The organism is Barnesiella intestinihominis YIT 11860, from assembly GCF_000296465.1.
GTDB classification, from domain to species: Bacteria; Bacteroidota; Bacteroidia; order Bacteroidales; family Barnesiellaceae; genus Barnesiella; species Barnesiella intestinihominis.
This window is the reverse complement of the sequence record NZ_JH815203.1, coordinates 919409-937790: the sequence shown is the minus strand read 5'-3', so window position 1 is coordinate 937790 and position 18382 is coordinate 919409. Positions and strand designations below refer to the sequence as shown.

General features: G+C 47.0%; 10 protein-coding genes. 2 read left to right on the top strand and 8 right to left on the bottom strand.

Translation table 11 applies throughout. From position 1 onward, the window contains the following. Positions 1-13 precede the first annotated feature (13 nt). The 3 genes from HMPREF9448_RS03820 to HMPREF9448_RS03810 all read right to left on the bottom strand — a co-directional run bounded on the left by HMPREF9448_RS03820 (position 14) and on the right by HMPREF9448_RS03810 (position 6926). Positions 14-1216, bottom strand: coding sequence for a DUF4876 domain-containing protein (locus HMPREF9448_RS03820; protein WP_008861271.1), 1203 nt, complete (start codon positions 1214-1216; stop codon positions 14-16). An 82-nt stretch (positions 1217-1298) separates the two neighbouring features. Next, positions 1299-4088, bottom strand: a complete 2790-nt coding sequence (locus HMPREF9448_RS03815; protein ID WP_157260330.1) for a TonB-dependent receptor — start codon at positions 4086-4088, stop codon at positions 1299-1301. A gap of 801 nt (positions 4089-4889) precedes the next feature. Then, entirely contained in the window at positions 4890-6926 is a 2037-nt protein-coding gene (locus tag HMPREF9448_RS03810; RefSeq protein ID WP_008861268.1) for a hypothetical protein, read from the bottom strand. A 123-nt stretch (positions 6927-7049) separates the two neighbouring features. Here HMPREF9448_RS03810 and HMPREF9448_RS03805 point away from each other — a divergent pair, with 123 nt between their 5' ends. Continuing rightward, positions 7050-8534, top strand: a complete 1485-nt coding sequence (locus tag HMPREF9448_RS03805) for an Eco57I restriction-modification methylase domain-containing protein (RefSeq protein WP_008861267.1) — start codon at positions 7050-7052, stop codon at positions 8532-8534. Further along, a complete protein-coding gene (locus HMPREF9448_RS03800) occupies positions 8473-9204 on the top strand; it encodes a hypothetical protein (protein WP_008861266.1) in 732 nt (243 codons plus the stop codon). Before HMPREF9448_RS03805 ends, HMPREF9448_RS03800 begins: the two co-directional genes overlap by 62 nt. A gap of 20 nt (positions 9205-9224) precedes the next feature. Here the strand turns inward: HMPREF9448_RS03800 and HMPREF9448_RS03795 are convergent, their stop codons facing one another. The 5 genes from HMPREF9448_RS03795 to HMPREF9448_RS03775 form a co-directional block, all read right to left on the bottom strand. Further along, the gene (locus tag HMPREF9448_RS03795; RefSeq protein ID WP_008861265.1) at positions 9225-9971 is read right to left on the bottom strand and encodes a hypothetical protein; all 747 of its coding nucleotides are present in this window, start codon (positions 9969-9971) and stop codon (positions 9225-9227) included. A 99-nt stretch (positions 9972-10070) separates the two neighbouring features. Next, positions 10071-12206, bottom strand: coding sequence for an HD family phosphohydrolase (locus HMPREF9448_RS03790; protein ID WP_008861264.1), 2136 nt, complete (start codon positions 12204-12206; stop codon positions 10071-10073). Between the two features lie 11 nt (positions 12207-12217). Then, complete coding sequence (locus HMPREF9448_RS03785) at positions 12218-14461, bottom strand: RelA/SpoT family protein (protein WP_008861263.1); 2244 nt, start codon at positions 14459-14461, stop codon at positions 12218-12220. A 953-nt stretch (positions 14462-15414) separates the two neighbouring features. After that, positions 15415-16395: a 6-phosphofructokinase gene (gene pfkA / locus HMPREF9448_RS03780; protein ID WP_008861262.1), complete on the bottom strand. Its 981-nt coding sequence runs from the start codon at positions 16393-16395 to the stop codon at positions 15415-15417. Positions 16396-16590: 195 nt separating this feature from the next. After that, entirely contained in the window at positions 16591-18381 is a 1791-nt protein-coding gene (locus tag HMPREF9448_RS03775) for a glycoside hydrolase family 15 protein (protein ID WP_008861261.1), read from the bottom strand. Position 18382: the final 1 nt, after the last annotated feature.

Sequence of the window (18382 nt, the reverse complement as noted above, 5' to 3'; positions counted from 1 at the left end):
ATGTCTGTTAAGATTATTTCTTCAACGATGGAGTCGTAAAGGTGAAATCGTTGGCCGAGTCGTCGGTATCTTGGTAAACCGTATAGCTGCCTGTGGAAGAAGCTACTTTGCGGATAAATGACCGTCCGAAACGGGTTTTGTCTGTCCCGGCGATTCCGGTAGTAGCATAACTGCGGTCGAGCACTGCGGGGGTAGCGATTCTTTCGAAGCCGGTATTTCCCAGATTGACGGCATCGAGAACCCATGCTACCGGTACGTCATAACCCTTTTTGGTCATCTCTTTACCGTTCGTGGCCGTATAATGATATTCTTTGTAATAGTTGGCGAGGAATTCGTCTTTCGACACTCCCATGCGGGCGATAGCGTAAGCGCGGTTTGCTTGGTTGTTGGGCATCCAGATGGTAGCCGAGTAGCTATACCATTTGTCGAGATTGGGAACTTCGGCTATATCCGGGTCCATGCCTTTTTCGGTTTCGTCATACCATTCGAAATCGGCGATCGACAAATCGATGGCATCGGCTTTGGTCTGTGTGAAATCGTAGCCTTGATCTGCGAGAACGAGTTGTTCGCCCGGAGCGAGAGGGTGTTCCGTACCGTTACCCGGAATGACATAGATGGCGGCTGCGGTAAACGTGGTCGTCATCGGTTGCGGGTTGTCGTTGTATTGGTATTTCTCGGTCGTCCCGAAAGTGCTTTCGAGCAAGGCCACTCCGTCGGCATAGACGGTTTCGCTGCTGTTGTTGTAGATGACGAAGTATTTGTCATAGAGACTGGAAGTCCCTTTATCATTGGCTGTCCCCGTTACATAAATCTCTTTGAGAATAAGGGAGTTGCTCGGGGTGTAGATCGATAGCTCCAAAGCGATCGAAGTCGATGGGGCAGAGATTTGTACGTTGTCTTTCGTGCTGCGTACATTGCAGAGGATTTCGCCCGAAGTACTGGCTATGGCTCCTTCGACCGTGATGTTATAAAGTCCCGAAGAAAGTGTGATGACGGAACTTTGGGACAGGTCGAGCTCGTATTCTTTCCCACGGTTGAGGTCTGTGAAAGTGGCCTTGCCTTCGGCCCATGTGAACGAGGTGATCGTGTCCGACGGAGCCGTAAAGTTGAGGGTTACGTCGACGGGAACGGAAGTGTCTTCGTCTTCGTCGCAAGCGGTGAACGCCGTGATTACAGTGGCGAACAACAGGAATGAAAAAAATCTTTTCAGTTTCATAATGGTTTTATTGAATGTTTATTGTATATTAAATTCGTTTGTAAATCTGTTCTCTCTTTAATGACTTGATTTTTAATTGGTTCTATAATCTGAAATTGATTTCCATGCCGAAGTAGGGGTTGGAAGTCCGGCGGATTGTGTTCCCGAACAACGTGTAATCGGGGTGATAGCTTACCAACCGATTGACGTATAAGGCCAGTGCGATTTTATCCCGGCATATTTTCTTCGTGACCTTGATATTTATATTGGCATCGATGGGAATCGTACGTTTTTTGAAGTTGTTTTCATAGTGCGGTTCCACCAAGTGTTGCAATATCATGTCGTTTCGTTCGGCATCGGTGTAGGGAAGGAGTTCGCCCTCCATATTGACGTAGGCGATGGGAACCCCGCTTTCCCACATGCTTTGGCTCGATGTGAACCACATACACTGAATAGATGTGGAGAATCCCAGTTTGAGCCGCGGTATATCGGTGTCGAATGTAAAGTTGGTATTGAAACTTTCTCGAATATAACCGTCGTCCTCGTTGTAAAGTCCTATGTATCTGATTTGTCGACCGTCGATAACGACAGAGGGACGTTTGTACACCGGCTGGCTGTTGTTATAGGTCGTGCGGAACCACGCTCCGTTTACCGTCAGTCTCGTGCGGATTATCGGAAATCGTTTCGAGGAGTATTGAAATTCCACGCCCTCTTTCAAAATTCGGCTTCCGTTGGTGTGGACGCTTTGTACTTTCAGTATCGTGTCGGGGGTAAACGTCAGGTCGGCGAGGTCGGGCGGCCCTGTCATCGTCGATGGGTCCAGCCCCTCGGTACTGTATCGGTTATAAATATACCGGGTGTAGGATTTTCCCTGCCGGAATCCCGAAGTCATTTTTTCCCGGAAGTAGGTTACCAATAACCGGTGGTCGTCTATCGAAAAATCGGCGCGCACTTCCCATTTCATGTTTCGGGCGGCTTTCAGGTTGTAGTTGGTCAGGTCGTCGACAAATGTGCGGACGTTCATGCGATTGACTGCCGGATTTTCGTTCGAAAAGAAATTGAGCTGTATAAGGTCGTAGTAAAAAAGGTCGGGATAAAGTTTCGAAATGTCGGGCATTTTGGTGTGCCAGCCTACTCCGCCCGATAGTTCTATGCTCAACGGCTTTCTCTCGCCGATACGCGGCAATGCCCATTTTGCGTTTACACGAGGGTCGAGATAGATTTTTCCGTCGAGGACGTAACGGTTATCGAGATTTGACAGCGATGCGCTGCGTAGGCCGGCGGTAATGTCGATGCGGTGTTTTCCCAATCGCAACTTCGAGGCTTCCTCGATGAAAAAGGCGAGATTGTGCTCGGCCGGTATGTCGTTGAACGGTCGGGGACGGGTGGTCATATCGATGCTGATGGGACGCCTCATGTCGTAGAGTTGTCCTTCGCCGTAGTTTTTATTCATGCGCCAGTCTCCTCCGACCTTGATGATATTGAACCAGTTGCGGTAATTGTAGTTGAATGTGGCGATCGCTTTGACGAATGCGTTGAACGGGTTGCCGTTCACGTCGAGCGATGCGAGATAGGTCGAAGGCAGAATCTCGGCGTCGTGTACGCCCGGTTGCGTGGCCGTGGGCACGACCGACAATTTGCTGGGCACGACGGTTTTTTCTTGGTGGATATTGTCCCACGAACCGCTGGCCGATGCCGTCAAGGAAAGCGATCGGAAAAATCCCTTTTTGCGATTGTTGAGCGATAGGGTTCCGGCGAGGGAGAGGGCGTTGTTCGACGATTCGTAAGAGTCTATTGCCCCCGACGGAGTGAGGTCGGGATCGTTTTTGTCATTTTCGAAAGTCCCCCGGTAATTCAGATTGGAGTTGAAAGTCCATCGCCAATGATCGTTCGTCCATCGTTTTTCGGCCCGTATCGAGCCGGTCACCCGTTTGAAGTTTTCTCGGTTGTTGCGAGGGTCTATTTTCGAATCGAGGTAGTCGATACCCGTATTGAGCGTAAATTGTTTATCCGTCAGTTCTATCCCTTTCCCCACATAAAACAGTTGGCTTTGCATGTCGGCTTTGAAACGGGCTTCGAGATCGTTCCCTCCCTTTTTCCGTTCTATGTTGACCAGTCCGCTGGTGAGGTCGCCGTATTCTACCGAAGGGATTCCCCTCACGATTTCTACTTTGGCGATGTCGTCGGTGGAGATGGAACGCATGTCTATCCCTTTGCCGGTCGTATTACGTCCCGTTTCCCAACTGTTGGAGATATACTGCATATTGGCATCGTTGTTGAGGGGGACACCGTCGATAACGAACGAAGTCCCGAACGAGGTCACGTCGTAGTCGCTCGGCCCTGTCCCACCGGCTTCGCGTAGTTTTATCAGGTTGGCCGAGCCCATAGAGGGATCCTTCGAGACGTTTCCCGGCAACAGTTCTACCAAATCGGTAAAGCTCGACGGTTGCAGATGCTCCATCGCTTTTCGGTCGATACGCGATGCACTGGTTGCTCCTCGCGATTCGTAGGCTGTCACCACCACGTCTTGCATGGCGATATCGTTCGACAAGAGTAAGATTGTCAAAGTCGTATCTCTGCGAGCATGCAGGTCGATTGTCCGGGATTTGTAACCTAAGGAAGTGACGGTCAGTTCATAGTCTCCTTTCGGAATGGATAAGAAGGTGTGAGAACCTTTTTCGTCGGTGATACCTGAGAATTGCCGATTTTTACCCTTTTTCAATAAAAGAGTGGCATACTCTACGGCGTTACGATTGTGGGAATCGCGTACGGTCAATTTCAGACTGATGCGTCCCTTCCGTAGAGGTTCTCCATGAGAACGATGCTGTCCCATGCCTTGAAAATTCAAGCCAAGTAGTAAGATAAATCCTATGAGCTTTATTCTCGTTTTCACCGAATGTATAAACCTGTCGAACGTCCTTTATTCTGTTTTCGATGTGCAAAACTAATTATTTTAAATTGAATGATTGATATGATTTTAAACAAAAATAAAAATTATTTTATGTAGTATGTGTTTTTATTATTTCAAAAAGTTTTTTATTATTTGTGATATTATGGAAATATGTTAGTTTGGAATGAAAATAAATAGTAAAATTTATTTATATCAATTCTAAATAATATCTATCTGCCAAATCAAAATTTTTCTATGGCTGTTTGGCAAAACTCGATAGAGGTAAACAAAATGTATGGTCTACCGTCTTTTGTACTGAGGGATATCTCTCAGTATTGCAGAGTATGGCAAGTAGTGCCGTTTTCCCTAACCTTTGTAAAGGAAGATGCTTTCACCTCCTCCTCTGCTCGGCGATGAGCCGAGATAGGGGAGGTGGCACGAAGTGCCGGAGGGGTTAGAAAATACCGGCCGTGGAGGTGACAGATTCAGGTCTCCTCTCCCTCTGCTCATGGCAGATGAGATAGGGGGAGTGCCCGTAGGGCGAGGGGGTTAAATATCTGATATAAACAGACTGATAAGATGGTGTTTTTCAACCCTTCTATCACTACGTACCACCTTCTCTACATGGCTAACGCAACACCCCGTAATGCTACGGTACACGGCAGGGAAGAAGGACAAACACAATATGTCGGAAAGTATTAACCTCCTCCTCTGTGTTTTGCATAGCAAAATATAGGGGAGGTGGCACGTAGTGACGGAGGGGTTCGTTGCGACAAGGTGCGTTTGGGTAACGGAAAACGTTTTTTATATAGACGACTCGTTAACGATCCTTTCGCTCCGATGACCTTTCGATGAAGCGGACGGCAATTCCCGACTGCATATATAGTTCCCGATACAACGGGTGATGAGTATGTCGTCGTGATGACCCTCCATAGCGCCGTAGCTGCCGTTGGGCTTGCGTTCATATACATCGTGTTCGTAGCAGGCTTGTGTGTCGTGCTCGATATAGCTCCCTTCCCGAAGGGCGTTCTTTTGGGCATCGATAACCAGTGCTTTGGTGGCTCGATTCATGTGGAATCCCCAACGGGAGGGCGGTTTCTGTCCTATGCTGTCGGGAGGGGACTGTCGGGCATACAGGTTGTTGTAATATCGGGAGAGCGTGTCGAGGATATAGGCCGAGTGTTCGCTATCGTCGTGCTCGGTTTCGAGCGTGTTGCTCTCGATCACCAGCAGAGCGTTCTGATAGTATGCGGCGATTTGAGCCGATTTCCATGCGAGCAAGTCGTGGTCTATGTGTCCCCGCCATTGCGCCACGACTTCGGCGGGGCCGCCATCGAGCATCCAATAACGGTCGAACACGGCTATGACCGAATAGTCCGAGGTGTCGGAGCGTCCGCCTATATCGACTACTGCCAGATAGCGATCCCGCATTTCGCATTCTTTGGCGGGATATTCCCATATTTTCAGAGGCCCTTCGGGTCGGGTCTCCAATTCGATTTCTTGCAAGGCTTGTTTCCCGGTGGATTCTTTGCCGTGAATGTCGCCTTCGAACCGCGGCGGACAACAGCAGCGACGCAACTTTTCCACCAACGTGGGATCGAACACTCGTTCGCCCGAGTAGCAGAATGCCTCTATATCATCGCTGGGATATTCGGCCATCATGTCGGCATGCCGGGCATACTCTTTCCGTTTCTGCCGATACCAAGCGATTGCTTCGAGCGTGGCTCCCCTGTGCCATAGCATGCGTTCGTAGTCGGTGAGGCTGCCGATGAACGAGTCGTAGTCGTCGATCGGCAGGGTGTACATCTCTATTTCGAACCACGGGACGAAAGCGAACTGTTTGTCGCTCTCTCCCCGTTTGGCTCGTTCGCACTCTTGGTGAAAATAAGACCCCGTCCCGTTCGCCGTGCTTTCCATAACCACCATCGAACAGGGTAGCAGCATGATCGACCCGCATATCGAGCGCATCACCTGTTCGGGCGATTTCATGCGGCTGTTCCGCCAGAAAGCCACCTCCGAGAGGTGAGCCATCGCCGCGTCGATACCCCGCACCGATTCCTGACTCTCGGCCGAGCCTATGGTTACCCTGCACTCCCGCCCGGCGATGACCGATGTGTTCGCCATGCGCTCGAACGGTTTGAACTTCGGTTTCTCCCCGTCGAGCAGCCAGTCGGGATAGTTGGCGAGCAGTTTGCTGTACATGCCCTTGATGTTGGCGGCCGATTCTTTGAGATGGGCGCAAATCACGCTGTTCCAGTTGCGGCAGTGCACCAGCTGAATCCATGCCATATAGATTTGTACGAGAGTGGAACCGCCCCATTGCCGGGCTTTGAGCAAGATGAGGCGAATGGGTTTTCCCGCCGTGCGCATATCTTCGAGCATCCCCAATATGCGCCGTTGCGGTCTGTTCAGACGGAATGGAATGTCTTCGGCTCCCAATTTATCTTTGATACGGACAAAGCTGAATGCCCAAAATTCGAAATCGTACCGAATTCGCACCCGTATCCACTCCCTCCATAGTTCTTCTGTGGCATCCCCGCCGTCGGCGAGTTTCGGGTTTCTTCCTGCTTCGTCGGTAGCGATTATTTTGTCGTGACCGTATCGTTCGGCATACACCGCCAGACTCCCGCATTCGACGAGTCTTTGCGCCATTATTTCGTTCTCGAACAAAGCCTTCGGAATATATTGAACCGGTATGGGAGCATCGGGCAGCCGCAATATCCAGCGGTCGCCTGTATCGTTACCCTCTCCCGTCTCGGGGTTATAGTACCGTCGCAGGTATTCGTTTCTCTGTCGGTTCTCTTCGACCGTAATCTCTTCGTGATGAAATACAATCCCCATTTCTTCTGCAATTTTCTGCAAAAGAAATGCCGCTTCCACCCCGTTTTATGGCAGGGTGATACGAAACGATGTTTTGGAAGGTGATGGGCAGGAAAAAAGGAAAATATATTATCTTTGCAATTCATGGGAAGTTTACGGATAAAACATAGCGGGCAAGTATTTACCCCCGATTATTTGGTCGCCGATATATTGGATTTTTGCGGTTATGTGGAATCTCCCCGCATATTGGGAAAGCACATCATCGATAACAGTTGTGGCGAGGGGGCATTTCTTTGCGAAATTGTCGGCCGTTATTGCCGGGCTTTTCGTGCAGGGAATGATGATATCGCTCTCCTTAAAGACGAATTGCAGACATATATACATGGGATAGAAATCGATGCCGGGACTTATGAACGGTGCATAGAAAATTTGAATCTTGTTGCTTTGAAGTTCGGTGTAACCGATGTGGATTGGGATATTATCGAAGGTAATGCTTTGAAAATCAAAATTTATGACGGGGCAATGGATTTTGTGGTGGGTAATCCCCCGTATGTGAGAGTTCATAATTTAGAAACCGATTATACAGATGTCAAACAGTTTACTTTTGCCAATGGGGGAATGACGGATTTGTTTCTGGTGTTTTTCGAATTAGGTCTTCGTATGTTGTCGGCAGGTGGACGATTGTGTTATATTACGCCGAGTTCGTGGCTGAATAGCTTGGCAGGTGAGAATATGCGTCGTGAAATTGTTTTGAGAAAGTATTTGACAGGAGTAGTGGATATGGGACATTTTCAACCTTTCAAGGCTACTACCTATACGTTGATTTCCCGGTTTGAAAAAGTCGAAGATAATGATCGGATAGATTATAATGTCTATGACGAACGGGTGGGTAAAATACGGCACATAGACACGCTGTCATACGACGAGATACAAATAAATCGCAAGTTTTATCTTTCTGGTAAGAAGGAGTTGGAACTGTTGAAGCGGATAAGGCTGTCTGCTTCGGATTCATATGTACGGGTGAAAAATGGATTCGCTACGTTATTCGACGATGTGTTTATCGGCGAATTGCCTTTTATGGAGTATACGATTCCGGTATTGAAGGCCTCGACAGGAAAATGGTCGAGGGCTTTTTTTCCTTATGATGAAAAAGGGTCTCCTCTCGCGTATGAACTTTTGTCGGAGAGCGAGAGTGTATGTCGGTATTTAGAGGATCATGCGGAAAAGCTTCTGAAAGGAAGAAAAAGAAGTGAGACACCCGATTGGTTTTTGTATGGGCGTACACAGGCGTTGAAAGATGTTTGTATTTTGAAGTATGCCGTTAACACTTGTATCAAAGGAGTTGAGAGTATTAAATTGACGGAGGTTCCGCCGGGGTGTGGTCTGTATAGCGGTTTGTATATATTGCCTGATAAGGGGGTTACATTCGATATGCTCGATAGGATTATTAGAAACGAGGAATTTATTCGTTACGTTTCGCTACTCAAAAATTATAAAAGCGGTGGATATTATACCTTCAATTCGAAAGACTTGGAACTATATATAAATTATAAGATACAATTGGAATATGGAAAGGGAAGAGATAACTTATCCACTGGGCAACTCGGACTTTTTGAGAGTGCTTACTAATTCGTTCAAAGAGTTTATCGAAAAGGGTACATCTCGGAGCACGGCAAAACTTAAACCGTTACACGGTGCAATAGCACGAGATTTGGCAGAAAAGTTAGGCCGGGATTATACCGTTTTTTCGCAGGGGTATGGAATTGGTAAAGAGACGAAGATAAGGGGACGTTATGTCAATAAGGCTGTGGATATTACAGTGAAGAAAGGGGAGCGTGCCGTAGCCGGTTTGGCGGTTAAATTCGTTATGCAGAATTACTCGCAAAACTCGAACAATTATTTTGAGAACATGTTGGGTGAAACTGCCAATATACGATGTGGGAATTGTCCGTATTTTCAAATATTCATCATACTTGATAAACTACCGTATTATCAACGATCTGGAGAATTGAGCCGGTGGGAGACTTTTACAGCTCATAATGCCGAAAAATATGTTACTCTTTCTCAAGATGATGCTAGTATCTATTTCCATACACCTAACAAAACTTTGATTTATGTCGTGCATATTCCTGATAACGACTCTTTGTCTACCAGCAGGGAGTATATGGATTATTATAGGAGGTTGAACCCTTCTTTGTCATTAACAGAACATGACTATAATGATTTCGGGAATGGTGTGATATTTAACGATTACGAGCTTTTTATCGAAAAGGTGTATCACACGATAATGGCTTTGTGATTTCTATGGTATGGCTAATGTTATAGTATAAAATCAAGAGATTGTTTCTCTATTTCCATTTCATATTGTTTAACAAGAGCTTCATAACTTAAAAAAGAGACGCGCTTGTTTAACCGTAACTCGTCGAATGCATGATATGAAAGTTTGGTTTCAAATTCAGATTTTCGTTTGGCATCTGCCACTATGGCCATTCTGACGTAAAAATCTTGCAAATCATTAAATTTTAAGAGCGAGTTTTGGATATCTGTCGAGTGTTCTATTTCAAAGAACGAATGAGGCATATTGCGTTCATTGAACCAAATGGTATCAATCATCGCACTTCGATTTATTAATGCGGGGTAGGAGTAATTGGGTAATTTTTTGAGTGTAGAGAGTTCTTGAAGCGTTTTCCCATCGTAAAATTTTTTATTTTTGTCTTGATTTGGAATAAACGTTTTCAGATTACGCAAATTACCTATTATCACCAGTAGCCCTTGATAGTAAGCGTGATTGAACGATCTTTGTATTTCGGAGTCTTTGTTCTTTTCTGTTTCAGGAATAATTCCTCTTTCTTCGTTTTGTTTTCGGTATTTTTCAAGGCCATATAATCCGGGTTTGATTTTATAAATACCCTTAGTTTGTTGAACTATGCGTCTGATTGATGCGAATGGAGTTTTTGTTTTCCATTCACATTCTTGGATTTTAAAAACTTCTGAGTTTAAGTCTCCCAATGTGGCTACACCACCTAATTTATCTAATGTTTCAATGACTGCTTCGTATTGTTTCATGGATTATATGTTGTTCCTATCATTTGCTTATTTTCATAAGTTCGTCTAACGAGAATGATATTTTGACAGCCTGTTAAAGAGGAATAGAATTTTTATCGATTATTTCTTTATTTCAGTTGGAGAGGGAGCATTGTTGTCTGCTTTTGTTGTTTCCTTGTCTGTTTTTTCCTCCTCGTTTTTCCCGTTTTTATTCAGTTCGGGATAACTAATGCGGGTGTGATAGATGGTTTTGAGTTTCTCGATAAAGGTAGCTTTGATCGTCTCCACATCGCGGAAGCTGAGGGGGGTATCGCGCAGGAGACCGTCGGCGACTTGCGAGTCGATGATGCGGTTGACGAGTTGCGAGATACTTTCGTTGGTGTATTCTTTGAGGCTTCTCGAAGCGGCTTCGACGGCATCGGCCATCATGAGTATTCCCGTTTCCTTCGTGAACGGGTTGGGACCGGGGTAGGTGAATTTCGATTCGTCTACGGGTTGGTCGGGGTATTTGTTACAGAAGGAGTTGTAAAAGAATTTTGCTTTCCCGTGTCCGTGGTGCGTGGAGATAAAGTCTTTGATAGCTTGGGGCAATCGTAGTTTATCGGCCATTTTAAGTCCGTCGTTCACATGGGAGATGACGATTTGTGCGCTTTGTTCGAAGGAGAGCGGTGTGTGCGGATTGAATCCCGATTGATTCTCGGTGAAGAATGCCGGATTTTTGAGTTTCCCGATATCGTGATAAAGGGCTCCGGTACGAACCAATTGAGCCTTCGCTCCTATTTTATTGGCCGCCTCGGCCGCTAAGTTGGAGATTTGCAGGGAGTGTTGGAAGGTTCCGGGGCACTCTTCGGATAACTGTCTCAATATGGGATTGTTCACATCGGACAATTCGACCAGCGTGACTGTGGAGATGAACCCGAAGGCCTTTTCGAATATATAGATAAGGAGATAGGCGAACAGCAGAAATACACAATTGACTCCGAAATAGATGAACATATTGTAATTCAGTTTCGAGAGGTCGCCTTCGGAAAGGAGTGTATATCCCACGTAGGCAAAGCAGTAGGCGAGGAAGACGAGCAGGGCGCAGCGCATGAGCTGGGAGCGGCGAGAAAGGTCGCTGAGGCTGTCGATGGCGGTCATGCCTACGATAAGCTGCAAGAAGATGAATTCGAGTGCGAACGGCGCCGTAAAAGCACAGATAAGTACCGTAATGAGGTGTACATAGAGTGCGGTGCGCGAGTCGAAGAAGGTGACCACGATAATGGGAATAATGGCGAACGGAACCAAATATATGCCTTGTAACCGAAATTCAGAAAGGAAAAAAGCTATCAGGGAGATGCCCACGATGAGCATCATCATAAAGCCGAGGGTACGCATCTCGTTGAAAGTCTGCGGACGGAACAGTGCCAAGAACAGATAGAAAAAAGAAAAGAGACAGGTGAATACGATGATTTGTCCCAGTATGGTGTAACCACGGTGGTCATTGCCGACGCTTTTTTTCAAGGTGACGGTTTCGAGCGATTTGAGAATGCGATAGGTTTGCGGCGTGATGATTTCGCCCCGGTCGACAATACGTTCTCCGGCTTGAACAATACCGTCGGAGAGAGCGATTCGTTGTAACAGATTGTCTTTGAGCCGGTCGGTCGTAATACTATCGAATGCGATATTCGTGTTTAGAAAATCGTTCAGGTTACAGGTTTGTAAGATGTGATGCGAGTAGGAGTCGGGGAATTTATTGAGCATGTTCTCGTAGGCTTCCCGTGCGGATTGCAGTTCGGATACCGGTATTTCGCGCGCGACATTGTTTTCGAGGATTCGTATTTCCTTGAATTTTCCGGATTGCAGTTGGGTGTATGCTTCGGAAGAGACGATTCCTTTCCGATAGGCTTCTCGCAGAGCTTGGACCAAGTTCTTGCGGAGAGTCGGCGGGATAGACATTTCCGTATAGTTACTCAATGCTTTTTCGAAGTCGTCGACGGACTTTTTCTCTATCGATTCGTTGTGTGAGAAGACCGGTTGGAAGTCGAGCATGATGCTGTCGCGTTCTTGTTGAATGACGGCTTCGTCTTTATAAACGGGAAAGTCGAACGGAGCGGTGAGCAATCCGTACTTCCACGGTTTCCCTTCCTGAAAGGTGTAACGAAATTTTCCTTCTCTCGGGAAGAAATAGGTAACCAATGTCACTGCTGCCACGAAAAAGACAAATTGCAGGACACGTGTGCTGGACAGGAATTTTTGTATACGGTTTTTATCCATGATTCTACGGGTTATTCTTTACAGCGTGCGACCTTCTGTACGCCCTTTATTTTACGTAATTTATTACAAAGCGATTCTACGACGCGGGTGTCGTGCACCATGATGTTGACCGTCCCGGTGAATACGCCTTCGTTGGCTTTTATGGTGAGTCCTCTCATGTCGATAATCAATTCATTGGAAATCACCCGGGTGATTTCGTTGAGAATCCCTATCCGGTCGATACCTTGTATCTCTATCTTGGCGGGAAAGGAAAGCGATTCGCTGGCTTCCCATTGCGTGGACACCAACCGTGGGCCGAAGCTCGATTTCAGTCGCATGGCTACGGGACATTCCCTTTTGTGCACGACTACGGTTTCGTCGTCTTCCACATATCCCAAGACGTCGTCACCGGGTATCGGGCAACAGCAATCCGCTACTTTATAGTTTTTCACTCCGTTCTCGTCTCGCAGAATGTAGGTCTGTTTGCGGTCTATCGTAAGTTGCTGAGGAGTGACGGGTTTGGGCTGTTCGTTTTTCCCGTTGTTGCTGCCGAACGAAAGTTTCAGATACCGCATGAAAGGATTTTGACTTTTTTCCTTGATGATTTTTTTGATATTTTCGTTGGGGGTAATCTCGTCATTTCCTATTTTGTAGAACAGATCGTCCCGATGTCGTATGCCGAGGTTGCTTAATATTTTGGTTACTACATCGTTGTTGTATTCGATGTGATTGCTTTCGAAAAAGTCTTTCAGTATTTTCTCTCCTTTCGCTATGATTTTTCGCCGGTCTTTCCGCAACGACGCCGTCAGTCTGCTTCGGGCTTTGGCCGTGGTGATGAAGTTGAGCCATTCCTCTTTGGGCGTTTGCGATTTGGAGGTGAGTATTTCCACTTGGTCGCCGCTATGCAGTTTTTGGTTCAGCGGTACTAGCCGGTGATTTACTTTGGCGGCGATACAATGGAAGCCGAGGTCGGAGTGCAGGGTGAAAGCCAAATCGAGCGCCGTGGCGTCTTTGGGCAATGTGATGAGCTCGCCTTTGGGCGTAAAGACAAATATCTCGGTACTGAACAGGTTGAGCTTTATCGTGTCGAGAAAATCGATGGCGTTGGGCTCGGGGTGTTCGAGAATGTCTTTGATGGTTTTCAGCCAGATGTCGAGTTCCGACTCTTCGTCGGAGTTTCCCACTTTGTATTTCCAATGGGCGGCGAATCCCCGTTCGGCGATCTCGTCCATTTTTTCGCTTCGTATTTGTACTTCTATCCAATTGCCGTCGGGACCCATGACCGTGAGATGCAGAGCTTTGTATCCATTGGCTTTGGGGCGGCTCACCCAGTCGCGGGTGCGTTCGGGGTGCAGTTTGTAGATGTCGGTGATGACCGAGTAAATGGCCCAGCACTCTTTTTTCTCGTCGGCCTCGTTGGGGCATTTGAAAATGATACGAACCGCATAGAGGTCGTAGACTTCCTCGAAAGGTATGTGTTTCGATTCCATTTTGTTCCAAATGGAATAGATGGATTTTACCCGGGCTTTCATCTCGAATTCGAGTCCCATTTCTTTGAGCTTCGCGACAATCGGCTTGGAGAAGTTGTTGTAAATTTGCTGGCGCGATTCTTCGGTCTCGGCGATTTTCTGCTTGATTTGGTTGTAAGCCTCGGGGTGTTCGTATTTGAAAGCGAGATCTTCCAACTCGGTCTTTATGGCGAACAGTCCTAAACGGTGGGCCAACGGGGCATATATATAGAGTGTCTCGCCAGCGATTTTATATTGTTTGCTGGGGAGCATGGAACCGAGCGTGCGCATGTTGTGCAGGCGGTCGGCCATTTTGATGAGGATTACCCGAATGTCTTCGGACATGGTGAGCAACAGCCGCCGAAAATTCTCGGCCTGAGCCGATGCTTGGTCGCCGAAAATACCGCCCGATATTTTGGTGAGCCCGTCGACGATGGATGCTATCTTTTTCCCGAAGTGGTTCTCGATGTCCTCGACGGTATATTCGGTGTCTTCTACAACGTCGTGCAACAGGGCGGAGCATATCGATGTAGAGCCCAAACCTATTTCCTGACTGACGATACGAGCTACGGCGATAGGGTGCAGTATGTAGGGTTCGCCCGATCGTCGGCGTATTCCCTTGTGGGCTTCTTTGGCAAATTTGAACGCACGCTCGATAATCTCGACTTTCTTCCGGTGGTTGGAGTTGAGATATCCGTTGAGCAGTTCTTGAAATTTATCTTCGATAAGTTGCTCTTCGTTGGTGTATTGTTGATCGGACGTTTCCATAGTTCGAAATCTAAGAAAAACAAAGATAAAACAAGTCGGGAGCAAATGCAAATTTTATTTGAGAATTGAGGCGAATTGCCGAATCGGTGTGGCGAACCTGTCGATTTTCTTTTCAGAAAAACATTCTAACTTTCTCCCTACCGGTATTTTCTAACCCCTCCGGCACTTCGTGCCACCTCCCCCTATCGCTTTGCGACACCCCGTAAGGCTACGGGACACGGTAGGAGGGAGTGTGTGAATACCCTACAATGCCGCAGGATATAGGTGAGGGGGTTAAGGGGTATTCTCCTTTTAGGGTGGAGAGATAGATTTTATACTTCTCCCCTGTGTTTTGCAACGCAGAATATAGGGGAGAGACCGAAGGAACGGTAGTTTCTGAGGAGAGGGGTTGAAAGATCGTTGTTCATTCTTCTCAGCAGCGAGAAGAACGAACCAAGAAGCGCCGCCGCAGTTATCGGGCTTTTCGGCTCGTCGCCTCGGTCGTCGTCGGGGTCTGCGGAACTCGCTTCGCACAAACAGTCCTCGCCCTTTTTCCTCCGTCTTCCTTGCGTCTTCGCCGCCCGATAAAGGCGGAATTAACCAGTCCTTTTTTCGGTTTTATTCAACTTTCTTTTTTAACCCCTCCGTCCTTCGGACACCTCCCCTATATTTTGCGTTGCAAAACACAGGGGAGGAGGGTGAGATTCAATATTTTGGCTCTACTGTCGTTTTAACCCCCTCGCCCTACGGGCACTCCCCCTATATTCCTTGTAGGAACACAGGGGGAGAGAGGAGTTAGCTGCATAAAAATCACTTCTGAATTTCTACCAAGCCAGAATTTTTCTTGCTTTACAAGTTGCTCGACCCATCGGACCGGGTGAGGGTGTAGGTCGGTCTTTTCCCAATAAAACCGGGGCTGCTTGATGGAATAAAATCAGGCAGCCCCGTGCAATGAAATTTTTTGTTCCCCGTGATTAGATCGAGAGTTTTCTCAACGTGTTGAGCAATTCGCGATCTATGGGTTTGTCGTTTTTGATAGCTTTATTGAAAGGAATATATTCTATTTCGTTGTTGCGGATACCGATCATGACATTACGTTGATCTTCGAGCAGGGCATCGATGGCGGCCGAACCCATGCGGCTGGCCAGAATGCGGTCGTGCGCCGTGGGTGAACCTCCCCGTTGAATGTGTCCCAGAATAGTTACGCGGACATCGTATTGCGGGTACTCTTTCTGTACCCGTTCTGCCAAGTGCATGGCTCCACCGGTGATGGGGCTTTCGGCTACCAACACGATACTGCTGTTTTTCGATTTGCGGAATCCGTTCTTGATGAGTTCTTCGAGTTGGTCCACTTCGGTCGAAATCTCCGGAATAATAGCTGCTTCGGCTCCCGTAGCGATGGCTCCGTTCAAAGCGAGGAATCCGGCATCGCGACCCATGACTTCGATAAAGAAAAGTCTTTCGTGGGACGTTGCGGTATCGCGTATTTTATCGACGGCATCCATAATGGTGTTCAGTGCCGTATCGTATCCGATCGTGGTGTCGGTTCCATAGAGATCGTTGTCTATCGTTCCCGGCAATCCTACGATGGGATAGTTGTATTCGGTGGCGAAAATGCGCGCACCGGTCAATGTTCCGTCTCCTCCGATTACGACAAGGGCATCTATGCCTTCTTTGACGAGTGTGTCGTAAGCGACTTTTCGTCCTTCGGGCGTTTTGAATTCCTGACAGCGGGCTGTCTTCAATATCGTACCTCCCAACTGTATGATGTTACTTACATTTTGCGTTTTGAAAGGGGTTATTTCTCCCGTAATCAAACCTTTATAACCTCGATAAATACCTTTTACCTCGAATCCGTTGTAGATGGCTGCACGAGTTACCGCGCGAATGGCCGCATTCATTCCGGGAGCATCGCCACCGGAAGTTAAAATACCTACACATTTAATTTGCGACATAACCTATATTGTTTAATTGGTAGCAAAGATAGTGAAAGGTGAATGTAGAAAAAAGAGCTTGCGCTAATTTTATGCTGCACCTTCTCCTATTTTTGCTTTTTGGGCAAATATAGAAATTAAAAGTCAAATACCGGTACAGTAGAGATGACGATATTGTGAAGAAATGTTTTCGTAATACCGCCTCTTTTCTGTTTTTTAGGGTCGAATGAACGATAATTTCTTGTCTTCTTCTGCAAATAGAATGGCCGTGTTTACCAGAGCCAGATGGGAATAGGCTTGGGGGAAATTCCCTAATTGTTCTTTGGTGTCGAAGTCCAAATCTTCGCTGAACAGACCTAAGTGATTGGAGCATTTCAGTATTTCGTCGAACAGACAGCGGGCCTCTTCTTTTTCTCCTATGACGAAAAGAGCCCTCACGAGCCAAAAGGTGCATATCGTGAATGCCGAGGAGGGCAGTCCGAAGTCGTCTTTGCTGTTGTACCGGTACATCAAGCCTTTGTGTAACAACGCTTTTTTTATGGCTTTCACTGTTTGGTGATAACGAATGTCGTTCGCTTCGATGAAGCCGTAAGGTTCCATGAGGAGCAGGGAGGAATCTAAGGCCGTGTTTTCGTAGGTCTGGGAAAAACTGTGGATTTTTTCTTTCCAGCCGTGAGTCATCACATCGGTTTTTATCTTGTCGGCTTCTTTCTGCCAGCGTTCGATATATTTGTATTTTTTTAGCATATTGGCGATTTTCGTTCCCCGATCCAAAGCGACCCAGCACATTACTTTCGAAGAGACGAAATGCTGGCTTTCCCCCCTGATTTCCCAGATTCCTTTGTCTGGTTCTCTCCATTCCTCTTCGACTGTGGCGAGAATACTCTTCACCATTTCCCACATGTCTTCTATCTCGTCTAACGTCCCCGGCATGAGTCGATAGTATTGGTAGATCAAGTCCATGAGATAACCGAACGAGTCGTTTTGCCTTTGGTGATAGGCATCGTTTCCTATTCTCACCGGTTTGGAGTTTTTATATCCGTCGAGGTGGTCCAGAATGATTTCTTTTAATTGCCTTTCTCCGCGAATGCCATACATGATTTGAAAAGACTCGTGCTTGGCGACGAAGGTGGATTGAATGAATTTCATAAATCTGCGAGCCGCTCCTGCATGCCCGATTTGGAAGAGGGTCTCGATGGACATGGATGCATCTCTCAACCAACAAAAACGATAGTCCCAGTTGCGGACGTCGCCGACGGTTTCGGGCAGGCTCGTAGTGAGTGCCGCCAATACGGCTCCGTTGTAATAAGACATTAACTTCAATACTAATAGACTTCGTTCTATAACGTCGTTGTAGAGCGAGTATTTTTTAGTCCGGTTCGTCCAGTTGAGCCAATAGACCAGTGTGCGGCAATATTCGAGCTTTTCCCGTTCGATGTCTATCGGAATTACCTTTTCGTTGTATGACAGCAGGAAAAATTCATCTTGTTGGAGCGTGATTTCCTTTTTTTGTTCGATATCTTGTAAAGACAGGGAAGAGTATAGGTATTGTCGGTCTTTGTTCTCGGACGAACAATAAGTTTCGATGTATTCGTCGGTAATGTTGTGTATGACTTTTCCCCGCGCATAATCGGGAGCCGGATTGTAATTTACTTTAAACCGGGGTGTCCCTTTTATCCAACGGATATAACGATATATTTCTGCGGGCAGATAGTGCTCTTTTTCATAGGAACGGTAGCACGGCATGAAGTCGAGCACGACAAATTCTCCTTCGTCGGAAGAGAAATGGGTGGATAGTATATTGGTATGAGGTACATAAGATTGCGAGATGCGGTATTCGTTCGACACTTCGAATCCGAAACAACCGCCTTTGTCCCTATCGAGCAGTGCCGCGAAGATAGAGGGCGAATCGAAGTCGGGGAAACACAACCATTCGATATTCCCTTTTTCCGATATGAGCGCTGCCGTCCGGCAGTTTCCAATTACACCATAGTTGAGGTTATTCATC

Excerpts from the sequence above, each read along its gene's own strand:
- HMPREF9448_RS03820 (WP_008861271.1), bottom strand. The coding sequence starts at position 1,216 with ATGAAACTGAAAAGATTTTTTTCATTCCTGTTGTTCGCCACTGTAATC.
- HMPREF9448_RS03810 (WP_008861268.1), bottom strand. The coding sequence starts at position 6,926 with ATGGGGATTGTATTTCATCACGAAGAGATTACGGTCGAAGAGAACCGA.
- HMPREF9448_RS03805 (WP_008861267.1), top strand. The coding sequence starts at position 7,050 with ATGGGAAGTTTACGGATAAAACATAGCGGGCAAGTATTTACCCCCGAT.
- HMPREF9448_RS03800 (WP_008861266.1), top strand. The coding sequence starts at position 8,473 with ATGGAAAGGGAAGAGATAACTTATCCACTGGGCAACTCGGACTTTTTG.
- HMPREF9448_RS03795 (WP_008861265.1), bottom strand. The coding sequence starts at position 9,971 with ATGAAACAATACGAAGCAGTCATTGAAACATTAGATAAATTAGGTGGT.
- HMPREF9448_RS03790 (WP_008861264.1), bottom strand. The coding sequence starts at position 12,206 with ATGGATAAAAACCGTATACAAAAATTCCTGTCCAGCACACGTGTCCTG.
- HMPREF9448_RS03785 (WP_008861263.1), bottom strand. The coding sequence starts at position 14,461 with ATGGAAACGTCCGATCAACAATACACCAACGAAGAGCAACTTATCGAA.
- pfkA (WP_008861262.1), bottom strand. The coding sequence starts at position 16,395 with ATGTCGCAAATTAAATGTGTAGGTATTTTAACTTCCGGTGGCGATGCT.
- HMPREF9448_RS03775 (WP_008861261.1), bottom strand. The coding sequence starts at position 18,381 with ATGAATAACCTCAACTATGGTGTAATTGGAAACTGCCGGACGGCAGCG.